This window comes from Acinetobacter portensis (genome assembly GCF_023158935.1).
GTDB classification, from domain to species: Bacteria; Pseudomonadota; Gammaproteobacteria; order Pseudomonadales; family Moraxellaceae; genus Acinetobacter; species Acinetobacter faecalis.
Window position 1 is genome coordinate 2161123 of the sequence record NZ_CP096120.1, and the last position, 17202, is coordinate 2178324.

16 protein-coding genes are annotated in these 17202 nt (G+C 38.3%); 1 reads left to right on the top strand and 15 read right to left on the bottom strand.

The features are described from left to right. Positions 1-59 precede the first annotated feature (59 nt). From MZO21_RS10790 to hcaE, 8 genes are all read right to left on the bottom strand, one after another. Entirely contained in the window at positions 60-1133 is a 1074-nt protein-coding gene (locus tag MZO21_RS10790; RefSeq protein WP_248101955.1) for an MBL fold metallo-hydrolase, read from the bottom strand. Positions 1134-1310: 177 nt separating this feature from the next. Beyond that, complete coding sequence (locus MZO21_RS10795) at positions 1311-2216, bottom strand: DMT family transporter (protein ID WP_248101953.1); 906 nt, start codon at positions 2214-2216, stop codon at positions 1311-1313. A gap of 120 nt (positions 2217-2336) precedes the next feature. Beyond that, the gene (gene hcaD / locus MZO21_RS10800) at positions 2337-3566 is read right to left on the bottom strand and encodes a 3-phenylpropionate/cinnamic acid dioxygenase ferredoxin--NAD(+) reductase subunit (protein WP_248101950.1); all 1230 of its coding nucleotides are present in this window, start codon (positions 3564-3566) and stop codon (positions 2337-2339) included. 15 nt (positions 3567-3581) lie between these two features. After that, positions 3582-4544, bottom strand: a complete 963-nt coding sequence (locus MZO21_RS10805) for a 3-carboxyethylcatechol 2,3-dioxygenase (protein ID WP_154771783.1) — start codon at positions 4542-4544, stop codon at positions 3582-3584. A 65-nt stretch (positions 4545-4609) separates the two neighbouring features. Then, on the bottom strand, positions 4610-5425 hold the full coding sequence (hcaB, locus tag MZO21_RS10810) for a 3-phenylpropionate-dihydrodiol/cinnamic acid-dihydrodiol dehydrogenase (protein ID WP_248101947.1): 816 nt from the start codon (positions 5423-5425) through the stop codon (positions 4610-4612). A gap of 2 nt (positions 5426-5427) precedes the next feature. Beyond that, entirely contained in the window at positions 5428-5754 is a 327-nt protein-coding gene (gene hcaC, locus MZO21_RS10815) for a 3-phenylpropionate/cinnamic acid dioxygenase ferredoxin subunit (protein ID WP_154771785.1), read from the bottom strand. Then, positions 5754-6272, bottom strand: a complete 519-nt coding sequence (gene hcaF / locus MZO21_RS10820; protein WP_154771786.1) for a 3-phenylpropionate/cinnamic acid dioxygenase subunit beta — start codon at positions 6270-6272, stop codon at positions 5754-5756. The genes hcaC and hcaF overlap by 1 nt, the downstream gene beginning before the upstream one ends. Next, positions 6269-7636 (bottom strand): 3-phenylpropionate/cinnamic acid dioxygenase subunit alpha, encoded by a 1368-nt coding sequence (gene hcaE, locus MZO21_RS10825; RefSeq protein ID WP_154771787.1) that lies wholly within the window; start codon positions 7634-7636, stop codon positions 6269-6271. Before hcaE ends, hcaF begins: the two co-directional genes overlap by 4 nt. Positions 7637-7923: 287 nt before the next feature. Here hcaE and hcaR point away from each other — a divergent pair, with 287 nt between their 5' ends. Continuing rightward, entirely contained in the window at positions 7924-8823 is a 900-nt protein-coding gene (gene hcaR, locus MZO21_RS10830) for a DNA-binding transcriptional regulator HcaR (protein WP_154771788.1), read from the top strand. 390 nt (positions 8824-9213) lie between these two features. On the opposite strand, the gene MZO21_RS10835 is transcribed toward hcaR, so the two are convergent. The 7 genes from MZO21_RS10835 to MZO21_RS10865 all read right to left on the bottom strand — a co-directional run bounded on the left by MZO21_RS10835 (position 9214) and on the right by MZO21_RS10865 (position 17155). Beyond that, on the bottom strand, positions 9214-10074 hold the full coding sequence (locus MZO21_RS10835) for an alpha/beta fold hydrolase (RefSeq protein WP_154771789.1): 861 nt from the start codon (positions 10072-10074) through the stop codon (positions 9214-9216). A gap of 278 nt (positions 10075-10352) precedes the next feature. Beyond that, positions 10353-11642 (bottom strand): OprD family outer membrane porin, encoded by a 1290-nt coding sequence (locus MZO21_RS10840; protein ID WP_248101944.1) that lies wholly within the window; start codon positions 11640-11642, stop codon positions 10353-10355. Positions 11643-12270: 628 nt separating this feature from the next. Beyond that, positions 12271-13290, bottom strand: a complete 1020-nt coding sequence (gene dmpG / locus MZO21_RS10845; protein ID WP_248101941.1) for a 4-hydroxy-2-oxovalerate aldolase — start codon at positions 13288-13290, stop codon at positions 12271-12273. 11 nt (positions 13291-13301) lie between these two features. Then, positions 13302-14195 carry an acetaldehyde dehydrogenase (acetylating) gene (locus MZO21_RS10850; protein WP_154771792.1) on the bottom strand — a complete coding sequence of 298 codons (894 nt, stop codon included), beginning with the start codon at positions 14193-14195 and terminating at the stop codon, positions 13302-13304. A gap of 37 nt (positions 14196-14232) precedes the next feature. Then, positions 14233-15030, bottom strand: a complete 798-nt coding sequence (locus MZO21_RS10855) for a 2-keto-4-pentenoate hydratase (RefSeq protein WP_154771793.1) — start codon at positions 15028-15030, stop codon at positions 14233-14235. Between the two features lie 408 nt (positions 15031-15438). Next, entirely contained in the window at positions 15439-16095 is a 657-nt protein-coding gene (locus MZO21_RS10860; protein ID WP_248101938.1) for an HAD-IA family hydrolase, read from the bottom strand. A 94-nt stretch (positions 16096-16189) separates the two neighbouring features. Continuing rightward, positions 16190-17155, bottom strand: a complete 966-nt coding sequence (locus MZO21_RS10865) for an RluA family pseudouridine synthase (RefSeq protein ID WP_154771795.1) — start codon at positions 17153-17155, stop codon at positions 16190-16192. Between the last annotated feature and the right edge of the window lie 47 nt (positions 17156-17202).

Consider the following 17202-nt stretch of genomic DNA (forward strand, 5'->3'; position numbering starts at 1 on the left):
TTAGAAATTAAAAATAAAAAACCACCTCGAAAGGTGGTTTTTTTATAGTTACTATTTTGTTAGACAATAATTTTCTTGCCTTCACGAATACAATAAAAAGGATTCACCAATTTAGATGAGTTTCGCATAGCTTTGTGTAAGTCTTCTTCTGGCTGATCTCGGCTTTCATCCGTTAGTTGGAACGTACGGTAATGAATTGCAAGAGAGCATTTCGCATGTAAGTCCTTATGCGCTTGAAAAGCATCTTCAGGGTTCATGTGCATATAACGTAAAATATGACGTGGCTCATAAGCCCCAATAGGTAAAAGTGCAATTCTTGGCGCACCTAATTTTTGCTTAATGTCTTTAAAATGTGAGGCATAACCTGTATCACCAGCAAAATAACAATGATCTTTACCATTAGAAATAGAAAAGCCACCCCACAATGCACAATCTTGATCTCTAAAACCACGCCCTGAACCATGTTGAGCTGGTGTATACGTAATTTTTAAACCATGAAATTCTATAGATTCCCACCAATCTAACTCAGTTACATGGAACTCATCAGGCAAGTAAAAAGAGTTTCCAAGCCCTGTATAAATCATCATGCCAAATTTATTGTGCAACCATTGTAAAGTTGCAATATCCATATGGTCATAATGATTATGGCTTAATAAAACACCATCAATATGCGGCAAATCTTCTAAGCGAATGCCCGCAGGACAAACACGCCGAGGTCCCATTCCCTGCTTCGGACTTGCATAATCTGCCCAAACAGGATCTGTTAAAAAGTTATAAGGACCAATTTTTATAAGTGCTGTTGCATGTCCTATAAACCAAACATTCCAATCATCTAAACTGGCATGAGGTCTTTGTTCTGGAGCAACTTGCACAGAACCATTTCTATCTTCGTATTCTTTTTGAATATCAACATCCCACGTATAAGATTTACGTGTAAGAAGCCATTTGTACAAATCCGATTTTGATGTTTTTTCTACTAAACTAACCGTATTAAAAAACTGCTTACCATTGAAATGTTCTGACTGTAAGTATTCAAATTTAGGTTGCACCCACAAGTGAGAAAGACAACTTTGAGTCGCCAACTGAGTATGATGATGTTCTGTTACGCTTGAGTCATGAGAAGATTTATACAAGGTTTAAGCGCCTCCACTTATTTTTTACAAGTCATGTTATTTCTTTGTTAGAGGTGTTTCTTTTATAGACAACATCATACCTATAACCTACAGACAAGTTCCTGTAGGTTTTTGTTTCTTTTTTAGTGATTTAGATAAACAAAAGCATATTAAATAGTCGTGCTTTAGACATAAAAATTAGCCCGAAAAATACTGTACTTTCCACTCTTTCCAGAAGTATAAAACAATACCAAACATCACAATGGCAACCCCTACAAATGTATAAGTACTAATGTGCTCATGATTTAAAGTTGCCCCTAAAACTAAGGCAATAATAGGTGTCATTACGTTACTTAAAGATACAGTTGATGCTGCTAAGCGTTTGATTAGCCAAAAATAACAGAGCATTGCCACAATAGATGACAAAATCATTGTGAATAAAAAACCAAACATTGCTTGTGAACTTGGCAATGCCGTTGGGAAACTCTGCCAAATAAATGGAATTAAAAACAATGAACCCACAGCTGAAACTAATAAAGATCCTGTTGCTTGTGACATTGGTTTAAGTGGTGCATTAATTTGCTTCACCCAAAAAATTGAGCTGATATAAGACACCATACTAATGAGCATAAGCACAACGCCAATTGGGTTCACTTTTGAGTCTGCTGAATCTGCAAAGACAAAAACTAAACCTGAAACAGCAACGACCATTCCAAACCATTGCAAAGCAACAAGCTTATGCGTTTTTAAAATGACATGACCAATTAAGCCTGCAATTAAGGGCGAAAAACCAAAAAGTAATGCCATTAATCCAGATGTTAAATAATTTGCAGCTAAGTAAATAAAAAGCTGAGCACCAATTAAATTTAAACTTCCTGCTACATAACTTTTTAAAGAAATTTTATCGAAAGGTAAAGGATTTCGTATTACTGCAAGAATAGCCAATGCAATAATACAAGCACCAAAATAGCGAATAACAAGTACCCACATTGGATGGTATTCGGCAATACTCCAGACAATTGCAAGCGGTGTGGTTGCCCAAATTAGAACAAGCAAAGCATAAATACTTGCTGTAACAACTAAGGATGATGAGTTTGAATTCATAAATAGCTCAATTAAATTTTCATGAAAGAATTGAACCAATTTATTGTTCAAATCCATGATCAAACAGGCATAAAAAAGCAGACCGAAGTTACCCAAGGTCTGCTTTCGTATAAACAAATATTACTTCACTAGTTTACGAAGATCTTGGCTAATATCTAAATATTTATCCGCTTCAAATGCAGCTTGCTTGCTAATCAACTTTTTCAAGTGACGCATTTCTTTTGCAGCATTTACAGTGATACCACCTACAATTACACCATCAGTCACACCAAATAAAACAAATGATGATTCTTGACGTAATTCTGGATTAATTTCACCGCGAACAAGCCATTCAGCAGCTGCCATATCACCAACAAATTGATAGTTGATGTTAAGTTGATCTGTCCAGAACCATGCAGGATTCTCTACAGGATGCTCAACATTCATTACATGGCGTGCAAAAACACCTGCTTGAAGATTTGCATTTTCCCAAGTTTCAACACGACGGAATTCACCATCTGCACGAAGTTGAGTGGCTACATCGCCAGCAGCATAAATGTCAGCATTTGAAGTTTGGCAGTTTTCATTTACTTTAATTGCAAAATCAACATCTAGACCAGCTTCAATTGCTAACTGTGCATTTGGCACAATACCAATACCGTAAACTACAGCATCAGCACGAAGCTCTTCACCACCTTCAAGCGTAATAACAACTTCTTCACCATCCAATTTGCAATCTGCGATTTTCGTTTCTAAACGAACATCAACACCTGCTAAACGCTGTTGAGCCAATAAGAATTCACTTAACACACGTGGAGATGAACGACCCATTACCATAGGACCTTGTTCAATTACTGTCACATTACATTCTTTGTAACGCGCAGATGAAGCAAGCTCTAAACCAATTACGCCACCACCAATTAATACAATGCGACGACCAGCTTGAAGCACAGGTACTAAAGCTTGAGAATCTTCTAAATTACGAAGCGTATAAACGTGTTTACCCAAAGCATCGAAGTTTGGTAAACGACGTGCTGCACCGCCTGTTGCAAGCAACAATTTATCGAATGCAACGCTATCGCCATTTTGAAGATCAATTGTTTTTGTTTCGCTGTTGATTTTCACAACACCGTTACCACGAATAACTTCTACGCCTAAATCTGCTAATTTCTGTTCAGACAAAATTTCAATTTTTGTCTCAGTAGGATTTAAAATTACATCTTTAGACAAAGGCGGACGCTCATAAGGAAGGTGAGTTTCATCACCAACCAAAATGATTTTGCCTTCGTATTTGTTAGCTCGAAGTTCTAAAATTGCACTTGCACCTGCTTGACCAGCACCTACAATTACAACAGTTTCGATGTTGCTCATGCTTTCAACCTTAAATTATTTCAATTCTGCAGATACGATACCGAAGCCCGCAATCCACTCACTAATATCTTCGTAACAATGAGTCGTCATTTCGTACTCACCCACTTCGTGTAATGCAGCAAATGCAGCCATCCAAGAACGAACTTCTTGACCACCACGACCACCATCACGACGAATTTCAGCTTCTGTCATTGCTTCCATTGTTGCGAAATCTGCATTCTTGAAAGTTTCAAGAAGATTACGATCCCATTCAGGATTAAGCGGCACTGCAACTGAAGTATCACCTGCTGCAAGCTTTTGCCCTACAGCAATAATTTTACCTTGACGCGCATTACGTGCTTCTTCTGTTGGATTACGACCAGCAATTAGGAATTCTTCCACTTCAGGAGGAACTGAACCCATTTGCGGTGTAGGTGGATCATGAGAAAGACCACCAGTACCCAATACAAGTACACGTTCGTTTTCAAGATTTAATGATTTAATAAACTGACCTACAGCACGACCTAAAGCAACTGTACGCTTTGTTGTAGGCATTGGTGCAGCAGCGCCATTAATGAAAACAGGAATCGTTGGGTAACGATCTAATCGACCATTACATAAGAAATGTAATGGCTGAGTTACACCATGGTCGGCCTGCATACGATATGAATAAGCAACATCCACACCCTCATCAAGTACACGACGCACTAAATTTAATGCTGTGTCTTCTGGTACATTGATGTGATCGTTATCTTTACCATAGTCCCAATCGCCTGCAGCTTTAGCGCGAATACCCACGCAAAAACTTGGCATTAGATCATAGAAGAAACCATTAAAATGGTCTGGACCAAAAGTAATGATCAGTGTTGGATCGTATGCTTCTACTTCTTTTGCAAGCTTTGTAAATGCTTCACGTACAGCTACCTCTTTATGCTTTTCTTGAGGAGCAGCAAATTCCATAAGAGGGCTATGTGATGCACAAATAAGTTTAACGGCCATGAGAGACTCCTAAACGGAAGGCAGCCAAAAGGCTGCCGAATAAATCCTGTTTGCTTTGAGCAAGATTACTCGTCAAAGAAACCAGCACGTGGTTGACGTAAACCACGAATACCTAGACCGCATTCCGCGTTAATAACAACGCCAGTCAAAGCACGGTTGTTTTGACGAGAAGCCAAAAGCACGTAAGAACCTGTCATATCTTCAGGTTCAGGTAAAAAGCCAAGTGGCATACCGCGACCAATTTTTTCAGGATCACGTGCATCAAGTAAACCAAGGTTCTCTTGACCTAATGATGCAGCACCCTTGATATTCACATTCATACCTGAAGGAGCAACAGCGTTCACTCGTACTTTAGGCGCAAGCTCATACGCTAATTCTTTCATCACACCCAACGCAGCATGCTTAGATGCTGTATATACAGGGCCTCCGCCTGCTGTATAAAGCGCTGAATTAGACAAAGTAAATATGATAGAACCTTCAGAAGCGATCAATGCATCTAATGCAGCCTTAGCACCAAGAATAAGAGACTTAGTGTTAATGCCCATAATTTCATTAAATGCTTTATCGAGCATTTCGCCTGAGGTATTCACGATATCTGCGTAATGATCCCAGATACCTGCGTTACCAACGAAACAATCGAGCTTACCGAAGTGTTCTACAGTCGCATTTACAGCGCGGACGTTGTCCTCATAGTTGGTTACATCACCAGCGATTGCAAGCACGCGGTCACCAAAATGTGCTTTCAATGCATCAACTTTATCTTGTGAACGCTGAAGAACAGCAACTTGTGCACCTTCTTCTAAAAAACGTTCAACAAGTGCCCAGCCTAAGCCTGAACCACCACCTGTGATTAGTGCAACTTCGCCTTGTAGCCAACCCATGATTACTCTCCTGCCATCTCTACAAACAATTGACCATCTTCAACAATTACTGGGAATGTTTTGATTGGATCAGTTGCAGGTAAACAAAGTGCTTCACCTGTTTTTAAACAAAAACGTGCAGCGTGAAGTGGACATTCCACAGTACCATCGTCTTCTAAATAGCCTTCAGACATAGATGCATTACCGTGTGAACAACGGTCGTTCATTGCAAAGAACTCACCACCGTTATTAAATACTGCAAGCGCTTCGATACCGTTTACGCCACAATCCACTTTTAATGCTTCGCCTTCGTCTAATTCATCAACTTGGCATACAAAAATCTTATTCATTAGAAGAACACACTCAGGTTATGTGAGCTGTAAGTAACTTGGTCAAGCATGATCTTACGGTTAAAGATTTGGAAGCCTAAGCCACCTTCAACCTTGCGAATCTTGTCATGACGTTTACCACAGTAAATCACGACGTCTTTCTCTTTTTGTGTACGGTATAGGAGATAAGTTACGTACACATCGTATTCGCCTTCTACTTCAGTTGCTTCTACGATCACGTTGCTCACCATGTGAGTTGTACGTGATGGAGGCTCTTCAGCCCAAGCCATACCTGTTTCAAGACGTGCAACACGACGCTCTAAAAGATCTTTCGAATCGTTGAACACCCAAGTTGTAGGTGGTTCAACCGAACGACGACGGTCACGGGTTTGTGCATTTGGTGTAGTACGTAGCGTGTAAGAAATATCTTCAGCTAAAGTATCTAACCAGTCGCGGAATTTCCAATCATCAAGAAGCTTGGCTTCTTGATAAAGGAACTGACTAATTTGGTGATGAAGTTCTAAACTGATTTGACTCATTTCATAAGCTCCTTCTCATATTCGTCAGCCGCAGCTTCAACGTCTTCCCATTTTTCATGAATTAATAAGTCTGCCCAACGGCGGTACATACCACGTGCTGCAGTTTCAGAGAAAATGTAGTTGGTAATACCAGGAATACCATCTTCACGAATTTTTTCGTTACCCATACCCATTTCCATAATGAGTTTGTTCTTACGTGCTTTATAACCACGTAAAACTTTTTGGATTTCGATCCAGTTTTCAGAGTCATCTTGCTCTAAGAAACCAGCAGGACCGAATGCACGAGTTGCAGAACGTTCAAATGCTTCTTTCACTTCTTGAGATGCCTCAGCATCAGCAATACAGAATGCCCACACTTCAGTTTTGTTTGGACCACGTGGGTGCCATACGCGAAGTGTTGCAGTACCGTTTAACCAAGAAAGTGTTGGGAACATGGTGTTGTGACCTGCTAAACGCAATGCACGAGTTTCACCTAAACGCTCTTTAACTTCTTCGTATGTTTCACGGAAGTAGTTTGCAACTTCACCATCAACCCAAACGTTAGCATCTGGTTTTTCAGTGAAGAAGAAGCCTGAACCGTGACCGCGTGAACCGTATTGGATTGCGTCTTTCGCAGTTTCCCATACAGGACGAGCAGTTTGCGCAGCACCTAATTTCTTAGAAGATTCATCATCAGGTTTAGCACCTAATACTTGAATTGCAGACGCATGCGAGAACAAAGCATGATATTGGTCAGATGCGAACTGTTCAGCTGCAAATTTCCAGTTACATTCGATTTCCCACTTGTGAACACCACCGATGATCTCAGTACCACCTGGACGTCGATCTACAACGCCATCTAAGTACCAAGCGATATCACCCATGTATTCTTCTAGATCTGGAGTAGTTTCATCCCAGCATCCGAAAATTAAACCTTTGTAAGATTTAACACGGTTAACTTCAACTAAGCCCCATTTCTCTTTGCATGCACCTTGAGGGTAAGCACGGTCTTCAAGCGGGATATCTTTTAATGAACCATCAACACCATATGACCAACCATGGTATGGGCAAGTGAACGCACGTGTGTTACCACAGTCTGCGAAACTTACACGCATAGAACGGTGACGGCATTGGTTTAAAAATGCTTTGATTGAGCCATCTTTTTGACGTGCCACGATGATTGGATCTTCACCCATATAGGTATTGAAGAAATCACCAGCCTTAGGAATTTGGCTCTCATGGCAAAGGAATAACCAAGTACGACCAAATACACGTTCAAGCTCTAGCTCGTAAATGTCTGGATCTGTATAAATAGATGGCGTGATACGTCCATTTTGTGCATCGACTAAAGCATCGATTTCGCGCACATCAATTTTTTCACTCATGAAAATCTCCTGTGACCAGTTCAATGGCACAAAGTCATAGACTCAAACTTTTCAACGATGATGGATTTTCAGAGTGCTTTCGTGAAATATTTTTTTTGTTTCAATTAATATATTTTAAAGCTTAATAATTAGGATTTTATTAATATCTATTACATTTAATAAATAATTCACTATTTTTCCATTTTTTATCTAAATACCTATATAAGCTTCACCCTCAGATCATTTCTAGATTATACTTAAAAGTCAGTTGTAAGACTTTTTTTAGATTAATCTTAAGGGGTGGTTATATGGAATTGCGTCATCTTCGATACTTCATTACCGTTGCAGAAGAACTTAACTTCAGCAAAGCCGCTTTAAAGCTATACACTGCTCAACCATCATTAAGCCAACAAATTAAAGATTTAGAAGAAGATGTTGGGGTACGACTTTTAAACCGTACCAAACGTAAAGTCGAACTTACTGATGAAGGTGCTGTGTTTTTAGAGCAAGCTCGCCTTACCCTTGCACAAGCAGATAAAGCCGTTGCAATGGCACGCCAAGTTTCTCAAGCAAAACAACAAATGCTTCGGATTGGCTTTGTTCCTGTTGCTGAAATGAAGATTTTCCCTTACGTCTTACCTAACTTACGCTTACAGAATTCAGATTTAAAAATTGAATTACTTAGCCTTAACAACAATGAACAAATGAAGGCTTTAAAGAAAGGTGACATAGATATCGCCTTTACACGTCACAACTTTACGAGCGAGGAAATCGAAAGTACTTTTGTTTTACGTGAGCCACTCATGTTTATTCTACCTAAAGATCATCCTTTAGCTAAATACGACCGAATTCCCGTGAAAGCCTTAAATGGTATAGATTTTATTATTCCATCAAGCGAACAATCATATACGCTACATCACACCATTCTAAATTTTGCTAAAGAACATGGCATTGAATTTAATATTGTTCAAACAGCAGATAACATCTTATTTAACATCAACTCAATTGGTATGGGCTTAGGCTGTACAATTTTACCCGCATACATTACCCCACTAAGCATGGATCACTCTGTAGTGCGTCCACTGAATGTTGAGCTTCCACAAATCGATTTGTATGTCAGCCACCGCAAAGACAACACATCGAATGCGGTAAAACGCTTTATGGAGCTTTTGACTCGTGTTTTTTATCTAGATTTTGATCGAAAATAATTATCAAAATAGAAAACCTAATCTACTTTACAAGGCTTCATTATTTCACCAGAAAATAGTGAAGCCTTTTTATTTGCCTTTTGTGTAAAGCTTCCTCATATCCTTAGACTTTTGTATAAGGCTTTTTTAAGTAAAATTTATAAAATTAAATATGAAAAAGATGACATCTTTATTGAATAAGAATTAAGAACTGCACCATTTCCTATCAATTACAACTTAAGTCTAATACGCTAAACACAGTGCAAACCTACGGTAACACCCCAAATTGAACAAAAATTTATATTTATAACAATCGCAACGAATAAAAACGATTCTCCAAAAAATCTTGACTCAATTTTTCTCATAAAAAAGGATGGCAATGTGCCATCCTTTTTTAGTTCTTTCTTAAACTTACTTTACGCCATGAACAGCTAAGTAGTTTTTAATTACAGTATTGAACTCATCTGCTTTTTCAACTTGAGACCAGTGACCACATTGGCTGAAAATATGAGCATCAGCATTTGGTACAACATTCAAAATATCCCAAGTACGTGAAACAGGAATTACAACATCTTGCGTACCATGAATTAACAATACTGGAACAGTAATGTCTTTCATTTTTTCAAAGTCTAATGGGAATTCAAAACGATCACGATCACGTGCACCAACAACATCCATCAAACGATCAGATGCTACGTCATTTTGTGCAGATGCAAAACGTACTTTTACAAGTTCGTCAGTAATCAAATCTTTGTTCACAACAAACATAGAAAGCGTTTTCTTAATGCCTTCTTCTGTAAGTACAGGGTTTGCATGTGCTTTAAGTGCTGCAGTTTGAACCGCACCACCCGTACCCATAGATACGATACCTAAAATACGTTCTGGATAATCAATTGCCATTTGGAAAGCTAACCAGCCACCTAATGAGTTACCTACTAACCAAGTTTTTTCGATACCTAAAGCATCTAAAGTACGCACTGCATGATCAACCCAAGCACGAATACCATAAGCAGTATTTGGTGCAACAACAGTTTGACCATAACCAATTGTATCAATAGCGATACAACGTGCTTGCTCACCAATTTGCGGTAAGTTTAACCACCAGTTTGCCGCAGCCGATACACCAGTACCTGAACCATGTAAAAACAAAATTGGAGTACCTTCACCAATTTCATGATAATGCGTTAGCTCACCTTCAGCGGTTTCAATCCATTTGTCTTCTAAACCAAAGAATGCATCTGTAGTGTATTCAGGGATTTGAACAGTACTCATACCGGTTCCTTATCTTGGCTTTAACCCACAGCCTGATTAGTACTAAAGGTTAAAGTTCATTCGTTAAAATTACTTTTTCAGAGCTTTATCTTACCGTTTTGATTGACGCAAACTCATACAAATTTTGAATCACTCTCAATAAAAAAACGATTATATAAGTAACTATTTTTAAACAATTTAATTTAATTAAACTCATTTAAAGTAATATTCAAAGAAAAAAAGAGCGATTCAAATTCGAATCGCTCTAAAATCCACCCTCTGGATTTAAACTGTGTAAATTAGAACTTATATGTATACGTTGTTGCGATACGATGTTCTTGCAAATTATTACCACCAGCAATATTTGTATAATTTGTATCAATAAACATATAGTTAAAGCCTAAACCTTTTAACTTACCTTCAGGGACTACATAATTTACAATCACGTTATTTTCATTTTCTTTTCCGCGACCTTTTCCTGCACCATTATCAACATTCCAACCTTGGAAATGGCGTACGGTAGCAGTTAAACCTGACAAGCCCACATCTTTAAAGTTGTAAGTATAGCCAAGGCTCCAAGATTTTTCGTCTTTACGAATAAAACTTGCAACAGACCAGTTGTCTAAATATGGCTGTGGAACCCAACCGCCCAAAGTTGGGAACATAGGTGCTTGTGAACCATGATCTCCAAACATTTCTTGGTAGCCTAGTTGAACAGTGTGCATACCATGATTTACTTTTGCACCAAGCGAAATCGCTTGACTATCAATATCACCATATAACTTATCGCCAGTTTCGCTATTATCAAAGTAACGAACATGAGCATCGAAATTAGTTTTTTCAGCTAATTTAGTTTTATACGTTGCAGCAGCATAATGCTGTTTATAGATATTCGTTACATCTGCAAACCAGTAGCTACCACCAATTTTAGGGGTAAACTGATGATCAACACCAAAAATGTACATACCATCATCAGTAGATTTATTCGCAGCTTCTGCTTTAGCAAAATCATTCTGCGGGAATAAAGTTAAATTTTGATATTGGTTGTCATAACGTGCGTTGATACCATCAATGTAAGCTAACGTTAATTTAGTATCTTTAATGTCTTTAGATTCTAACCATGCACCACTATATGTTGTTAATAGTTGACGCGATGGATCGAAGAAAATTACAGGTGACATAGGTAATAAATCACCTACTTTTAATTCAGTTTGTGCTACTTTAACTTTTAAAGTTGCACCAATTTTTGCATTATCACGCTGAGTTTTACCTTCAGACGTACTATAAGGCATATGAATATCATTGGTAGTATCTGGCGATTTCAAACCAATCGCATATTGAGCCAAAAGATCAGCTCCAACTTGAATACCAGCACCAACATCGTGATAACCAGATTTAGCATCTAAAGTGATTGCTTGTGTCCAGTTACCATAATTCAAATCTGAACGATCATCATAATTACGTTCTAAATAGAAATTTTTGAATTTCAATTGAACATTACTGTCATCAATAAAATCTGCATTCGTTGCAGTTGTACCCAATGCAGCAGTTGCCGCACAGATTGCTATCCATAGTGATTGGTGACGCATGACTAATTCCTAGAATCATTAAACTTCGTTATGACGTCATCATGCGGAACTATGGTTGAACATTAAATCAGACGACAGTAGTAAGATTTTGATTTCAGGGAACTAATATTAAAAATATTCGCGTAATTCCACGTTTTTTAATTCTTTTTAAATCTAACTCATTTTTTTAATTTATTTATCGTTTTTCATCAAATACAGTGCTATTCAGTTAATTTTCTAGCTTGTTTTAAAAAATCCCAAAAAAACACTTTTCACTTATTCATATTAAGTTTTAATTACAAAATAAGACGTAAATTATATAATTATGACTTATAAGTATTTCCTATTGTTTTATAGATAACAACACTTCAACAAATACCTATAAACCTAACTTATCCTCATAAATAATCTTTACGTAGTAGTAAAATTATTCTTTATTTTGAATAAAATGTTTTACAGAACATTGATTTTAAGCATCATGTAATCCCGTTTAAATAATCAGATAGCTATCAGGTTTATATTCATTATCTTAATCAACTTATTCTTCTTGTAATTCAAAACCAAAAATTAAACAAAAAAAGTAGACAGAGCATTTAAAATATAAAAAAAGCGCCCTTTAGGGCGCTTTTTTAAAACTTAATTTTAACAATTAAGCTTGTAACTCACGTGCTTTAGACATTGTTAAAGCCAAATCTTCAATCATGTCTTCTTGTCCACCAACAGTACCACGGCGACCAAGTTCCATTAAGATTTCACGTGCAGATACGCCATATTTCGCTTCTGCGCGTTTAGCAAATAGCAAGAATGAAGAATAAACACCTGCATAACCTAAAGTTGCAGCATCACGATCGGCACGGATCGGGTTGTGCATCATTGGAATGACTAAGTCTTCAGCAACGTCTTGTACTTTGAACAAGTCAACGCCAGTGTCCATACCCATACGGTTTGCAACAGCAATGAACAATTCAAGTGGCGTGTTACCTGCACCAGCACCAAGACCAGCAGATGCTAAATCGACACGTACTGCACCAGCTTGAACCGCAGCAACAGTGTTAGAAACACCCATGCCTAAGTTGTGGTGACCGTGGAAACCTAGCTCAATGCTTGAATCTAAATGCTGACGTAAGTGACCTACGCGATCAAGTACGTCTTGAGGAAGCATGTAACCCGCTGAGTCTGTTACATAAATACAGTTTGCACCGTAAGACACCATCTTCTTCGCTTCTTCAAGCAATTTTTCAGGCGTTGCCATGTGAGCCAACATTAAGAAGCCCACTGTATCCATTTCTAACTTACGTGCAGCAGTAATATGCTGTTCAGAACAGTCTGCTTCAGTACAGTGAGTCGCAACACGAATAGTAGAAACACCAATTTCATGCGCCATTTTCAAATGGTCAACCGTACCGATACCAGGAAGAAGTAATGCAGAAACTTTTGCATTCTTCATACGTGGCACAACAGCAGTTAAATATTCTTCGTCAGTTGCAGCAGCAAAACCGTAGTTTACAGATGAACCGCCAAGGCCGTCACCGTGTGTCACTTCAATTAAAGGTACGCCCGCATCATCAAGTGCTGTTGAAATTGCAATCATTTGCTCAACAGTTGTTTGATGGCGCTGTGGATGCATACCATCACGTAAAGTCATATCATGAACAATAATCTTAGACATGTGGTTGCTCCTTAAGCTTCTTTGTTGAATACGTGTTCTGCAAACATTTCTGCAGTACGTGCTGCAGCAGCAGTCATAATGTCAAGGTTACCTGCGTATTTCGGTAGGAAATCGCCAAGACCTTCTACTTCTAAATAAATAGATACGCGATTGCCATCAAATACAGGACCGTTTACAAGCTTGTAACCAGGCACGTATTTTTGAACTTCTTTAATCATCGCATGTACAGATTCAGTGATCGCAGCTTGATCTGGCTCACCTTCAACTAAACAATGAACTGTGTCACGCATCATTAATGGTGGCTCAGCAGGGTTGATGATGATGATTGCTTTACCTTGTTTCGCGCCACCCACTTTCTCAATTGCACCCGCAGTTGTGCGTGTGAATTCATCAATGTTTTTACGTGTACCTGGACCTACAGATTTTGTAGATACAGTTGCAATGATTTCACCATATTCAACAGGTTGAACGCGAGAAACAGCTGCAACCATAGGAATTGTCGCTTGACCACCGCACGTTACCATGTTTACGTTTGGCACTTCACCAGCCGCAAGTAAAGCTTCTAAGTTTACTGGTGGTACACAGAATGGACCAATTGCAGCAGGTGTTAAGTCAATCATTAACACACCAAGTTCATTTAATTTACGGCTGTTTTCTGCGTGAACATATGCAGAAGTTGCATCAAATGCAATTTTAATGTCGTCTGCAAGAACGTGAGGAAGTAAACCATCAACGCCTTCAGCAGTGGTTTTTAAACCCATTTTTGCCGCGCGAGCAAGACCTTCAGAAGTAGGATCAATACCTACCATCCAAACTGGCTCTAACCATTCGCTACGTTGTAACTTGTAAAGCAAATCGGTACCAATATTACCTGGACCAATCATTGCACATTTAATCTTTTTCATGAATGTACTCTCTTAAATTCCGATTTATCCAACAATGTTATTCAGCGGCAAATGCAGCAGTAACTGAACCAAAGCCTTCAATCTCAACCACGAATTCATCGCCAGGATGAGCTACAACCATTGGACCTAAAGCACCTGTTAAAATAATATCGCCTGCAAGTAATGGACGACCACGACGAACCATTTCGTCTGCCAACCAAACTGCTGCATTTAAAGGATTCGATAAACACGCTTTACCAATGCCTTGTGAAACTACTTCATCACCACGTTTCATGGTCATTTTGCAGTTAGCAAGATCAAGGTTTTCTAGCTTCACAGGACGTGAACCAAGCACATACGCTGCTGAAGATGCATTATCTGCAACAGTATCGATCAAGCTGATTTTCCAATTCTCGATACGGCTATCTACAACTTCAACCGCAGGAAGTGCATACTCAGTTGCGCTAATAATGTCAGCGTAAGTATGTTTTTCTTGCGTCAAATCTTTATTGATCACTAATGCGATTTCTGCTTCTACTTTTGGTTGAATCAATAATCCCGCAGGAATTGCTTCACCATCGCCGTACGCCATATCAGCAAACAACATACCAAAGTCAGGCTGGTCTACACCTAATTGCGTTTGAACAACTTTAGACGTTAAACCAATCTTACGACCTGTTAAACGACGACCTTCTTTAAGCGCACGATTGGTATTCACTTCTTGAACTGCGTATGCAATATCTACATCAGCACTTTCACCACCCAATTGTGGGCGAATTGGAGCAATCGCAGTTTTTGACAATTCAGCATCACGTAATGCTTGCGCAACCGATTCAACAACAGCAGAATTCGACATCAATGTTTCCTTAAACTGCAAAATTTTTAGGATGAATGACGCTATTAAGCACAAAAGATAAAACCAAGTAATGAACAGTATTAACACAAAGAATTACTGTAAAAATGTCTAAGTTTAATCGTACTCAACAAGCGCATATATCTATGAATTTGACTAGAATCGGGATTTTGCAGCTAGATTACCAATACTTATTTTATTTTTAGCAATACTCAAAACCTATTATTAAACTCAGGTTTATATATTCAAAAACAATTAGTTATTTATTAAATCCAAGTCTTCTTATTTGTTTTTAGTGTGTCTAAGTAACTCGCTGTTTTTAAGTTAAAAAATATCTACGACTAAATTACTAGACAGATAAAACAATGCCCAACTTAAAGCTGGGCATTTATATTCAAAAATTTAGCGTATTTAAGCTTTTACTTGTGCCACTAAAAAAGCATGAAGCTCTTCAACATTTTGCACAACACATAATGGCGAATATAAATTTAAGACTTCAGAAGTATGTACGCCATAAGTCACACCAACACGAGGCATAGCAATATTTTTTGCCATTTCTAAATCGTAAGAAGTATCACCAACCATAATTGCATTTTCAGCATTCACTTCTGTTTCTGCCAAAATTTCTGCAAGCATTAACGGATCAGGCTTAGATTTTGTTTCACTTGCCGCACGTGTTGCACGAAATAAACGCGCACTTTGAGTTTGTGCTAGCACTCGGTCTAAACCTTTACGACTCTTACCTGTTGCAACAGCCAATTGAACACCTAAGTCCTGAAGTTCTTTCAACATCTTTGCCACGCCATCAAACCAAACATCCCCTTTAGAATGTTCAACATAATGATCGCCATAACATTTTAAAAGTTGCTCATGCAGCTCTGGCACTTTTGGAAATAAAACTTGCGCTACTTCAGGCAAACCTAAACCAATAATGCTTTTCGCATCTTCATCCGTTAAAGGTTGATTAAACTGTTCTGCTGCAAATTTTAAACTTTTAACAATTTGCCCAACCGAATCAAATAAAGTTCCATCCCAATCAAAAATGATGAGTTCTACTGATGATGTCATAAAATTTCCTAAATTTGACTCGATGTTTGACTTCTTACTTCTCCCAATCCCTTCCTTTAAAGGAAAAGGCTTAAGAGAGAGTTATTAAAAAAGATTACTCATCATCCAAAGAAACAACTGGCTTATCTGCTTTTTGGGCACGCAATTGCGCCACAATATTTTGCATATCTTCAGGCAATGGCGCTTCTATCGTTTCATAACCTGGAATCTCTAAACGCATTGCATGTAAACATAAACGACGTGGTTTAGGACCTTTATACGTAGTTTCATGACCATACTTTTCATCACCCACCAAAGGATGACCAATACTTAAACCATGCACACGAATTTGATGCGTACGACCTGAAAGTGGAGAAGCATAAACCAAGGTTGCATGCATAAAACGCTCTGCAACATTCCACTGCGTTTTAGACTCTTTACCTTCTTTAGACACACAAACGCGACGCTCGCCATTTGCAAGTTCATAACGATGTAAAGGTGCATCAATAAGTTGTTTATCTAAAGCAACTTTCCCTTTTACAACGGCAGCATAAGTCTTTTTAATTTTATGCTCACGCAACATATCTTGAAGCAATTTCAAAGTACTACGCTTTTTAGAAATCATCACCAAGCCAGAAGTATCTCGGTCAATACGATGAATTAATTCTAAATATTTTTTACCACTTGCTGCGCGTAAACCTTCAATTAAACCGTAAGCAACACCGCTCCCCCCATGCACAGCAATACCCGATGGTTTATTCACCACCATTAAGCCTTCATCTTCATAAACAACACGGCTTAATAAACTTTGTGCAACTTTGTCTGAAACAGGTACTACAGTTTCATCTTTTTGCTCGTAACGTATTGGTGCAACACGAATTTGATCACCAATGGCAAGCTTCGTTTCAGCTTTAACACGCTTTTTATTTACGCGCACTTGTCCTTCACGTATTAAACGATAAATACGACTTTTAGGAACGCCTTTTAAACGAGTAAATAGAAAATTATCAATACGTTGACCTGATTGATGTTCATCCACTTCAAACCAAGTGACATTTTGCCATTCTTGCGTAGAATTCATACAGTTACTGTGACCTAAAAAAATACTAAAATTGATTAAAAACTGAT